This is a genomic window from Pengzhenrongella sp., from assembly GCF_036565025.1.
Classification (GTDB): Bacteria; Actinomycetota; Actinomycetes; order Actinomycetales; family Cellulomonadaceae; genus Pengzhenrongella.
The window spans coordinates 1-2,782 of sequence record NZ_DATCNW010000015.1 but is presented as its reverse complement, the minus strand read 5'-3'; the positions used below and the strand labels follow the sequence as shown (position 1 = coordinate 2,782).

Annotated in this window: 2 protein-coding genes, 1 pseudogene and 1 riboswitch; of the genes and pseudogenes, 1 reads left to right on the top strand and 2 read right to left on the bottom strand. The window is 68.9% G+C overall.

Annotated elements, in window-relative coordinates:
• Positions 1-251 precede the first annotated feature (251 nt).
• Entirely contained in the window at positions 252-641 is a 390-nt protein-coding gene (locus VIM26_RS00735; protein ID WP_331948392.1) for a DUF2510 domain-containing protein, read from the bottom strand.
• 185 nt (positions 642-826) lie between these two features.
• Positions 827-1,015, top strand: a riboswitch (cyclic di-AMP (ydaO/yuaA leader).
• Positions 1,016-1,136: 121 nt separating this feature from the next.
• On the opposite strand from VIM26_RS00735, the gene VIM26_RS00730 reads away from it, so the two are divergent.
• Positions 1,137-2,201 carry a DUF4214 domain-containing protein gene (locus tag VIM26_RS00730; protein ID WP_331948391.1) on the top strand — a complete coding sequence of 355 codons (1,065 nt, stop codon included), beginning with the start codon at positions 1,137-1,139 and terminating at the stop codon, positions 2,199-2,201.
• A gap of 23 nt (positions 2,202-2,224) precedes the next feature.
• On the opposite strand, the pseudogene VIM26_RS00725 reads toward VIM26_RS00730, so the two are convergent.
• Positions 2,225-2,782 (bottom strand): annotated as a pseudogene (locus VIM26_RS00725) (hypothetical protein); the annotation flags it as partial.

The window sequence follows — 2,782 nt, the reverse complement described above, 5'->3', positions numbered from 1 at the left end:
CGAGGTCACCCGGCCACCCGCGAGCTCGCCGTTGGGCCGCGATCCGGGATCTGACGCGCCACAGTCCGCCTGACCCTGCGTCGAGCCGAGCGATCACCACGGCTGCCAAGACAGCACCTGGTAGCTCGGCCACTAACCGTCACCCCGGCCGAAAACGACCCACGGATCGGTCAGGAGAGCCGTTGTTGTCGTATTTCGGGTGATTTCACGACCACAACTCGCATTTCGCGGCCGATCGGCGGCCGCGAGCGCTAACTCCAGAGCTTCCCGGACACGGCCATCAGGCCGAGCACGATCGCGACGACTCCGGCAACGATCGCGAAGATCGACCGGCCGGAACCGTGTCCGCCGACGCGCGCCTTGCGCAGGCCCCAGATCCCCATGCCGACCGAGACCGGACCGAGCACCCAGATGAACAAGGCGAAGATTCCGACATAGCCGGCCGCGATCGAGGCGCCCGATCGACCGGTGGGCAAGACCCAGTGCAAAGGATCCGATGGCATCGCCCCCGCGGCGGCGGGGGCGGCCGCGGCCGTCGGCGTCGGCAGCACGGCGTCCGTCCAGCCACGGCCGTCGAAGTACCGCACCTGACCGGGCGTCACCGGACAGGGGTACCAGCCGGGCTCCGCCACGGTCTCCATGCAGAACCAATCGGCATCTGCGAACCGAACTTTAGGAGAAATCAGAATGTATCTGCAGGCGACCGAACGATACGCCACTGGGCACAACCTGAACTTCCGTGCCAATGAGTTCGACCATTGATTCTATTGCGATGACGATGATCCGGTGCCTACCATGATTCAATCCCGGGTTTCACCGGGCCACTGCGCGGTGGACGCCGAATCCTGCCACCACCGCGCGGCACCTTGAATTCTCGTCGGCAGGAGCGGGGACCCCACGTTTTACGGGCACACGTTGAGGTGTCCTTGGGGTGAAGCCGGATGCGAAAGCCTCCGGCCGGGCGAACTCCGGCCCGAACCCGACAGCTCACCTCGCAGGCGACCGGAGAGGTCACCATGCGCCACACCCCAGCTCTCGCACGTCAACGCGGGGACCTACCTCGCCATCGAACGGCCGCGTCGCACCGTTTCCCGATTCCCCTGGGCGCTCCGCGCACCACGACCCGCACGTTCGCCGTGGTCTTCGCTCTCGTCGCCTCGATGCTCGCGGCGCCGGCCTCGGCGGCTCCGGCCCTCGCCGTACGACCCGTTGCCGCGGTGCATCGCTCGACCGGGACGATCGTCGAGCAGTACATCACGATGGTCTACCGCGACCTCTTCGATCGCGCGCCGGAGCCTGCTGAGCTCACCCGGTGGTCCCTCGCGCTCAACAGCGGGGCGCCGCGGGTCGAGGTGGCGAACGTCATCACCTCGAGCGGCGCGTACCGCACCGTCCTGATCAGGGCCACCTACGTCAAGTACCTCGGCCGGGCCGCGGAGAGCGAGGGCCTGACCACCTGGCTCAGCCGGCTGCACCACGGGCTCACGATCCAGCAGATGGAGGCCGGATTCGTCATCTCCCCCGAGTACTACGCCGCGGCCGGCGGTACCGACCGGGCCTGGGTCGTCCGGCTCTACGCCGACATCCTCGGTCGCACCCCGACGGCGGACGAGATCGCCGTCTGGACGGGCCGCCTCCTGGGCGGTTACACCCGGGCCCGCGTCGCCAGCGGGTTCCTGCTCTCCCCCGAGCGTCTCGGCGACGTCCTCGACGGCTACTGGCGGCACCTGCTCGGCCGTGGAATCGACGCGTCGGCTCGCACGAAGTGGGTGGCCAAGGTCCAGGCCGGCACCCGCGTCGAGGCGGTCATCGATGCTGTCCTCGCGAGCGAGGAGTACTACTACCAGCTCATCCCGCAGACCGCGCAGGGCAGCGAGCTCGTCCAGATCGCCTCGAAGTACGTCGGGGTGCCGTACCTGTGGGGCGGGAGCACCCCGGCCGGCTTCGACTGCTCGGGATTCACGTCCTACGTGTACAAGCAGGTCGGCGTGACGCTGCCCCGCACGTCCGCGGAGCAGCACTATGCCGGCACCCTGATCACGCGCGCGCAGGCCAAGGCGGGCAACCTGATCTGGAGCCCTGGGCATATCTCGATGTACGCGGGCGGCGACATGCAGATCGACGCACCGGGCGAGGGCAAGACGATCCAGTTCCGCGCGATCTGGCAGGCCGATCCGATCATGATCCGGATCGTCACCTGAGGTCGTGGAGTGGTCGGCGGCAGCTACTTCGAGAACTGCCAGCTCAGATCCTCCCGGTCGGCGACGACGATGACGGTTCCTGAGCTCAGGTTCCAGCCGTCGTGCACCAGGAGGATCTTGCCGCCCGACCGCGCCAGCAGCCGGAGCCCCGTGGTCCGATAGACGACCCCGGGGCTCCCTGCCCCACCGACGCGTTCCTCGTGGACCCCGGGCGCCTCGACACCCAGCGGCGTCGGGCTGATGACCACCGCGCGCGGCAGACCGGCGACGTTGTTCGCGAGGTTCTGCGCGTAGCCCTTACCCACCGCGGTGGCGAACTCCCCGAGCGCCCAGAAGCCGCCGAAGACCACCGTCCCGGCGACGAGGGCGACCGGCAGCAGGGTCTGCCACAGTGGCAGCGGAGCGACCGGCTCGGCCGGTGGCGGTCGCACCGACCGGTAGATCCACGAGGCGTACGACGCCGTGAGCGTCGCCGCGACCAGCACGGCCGGAACCACCCACCTGCTGTCCTGCAACCGGCTCATCAGCCCGGCGACCGGAGCCGGCGGGTGCGGCACGCCCGTCTCGACGGTGAACAGGAC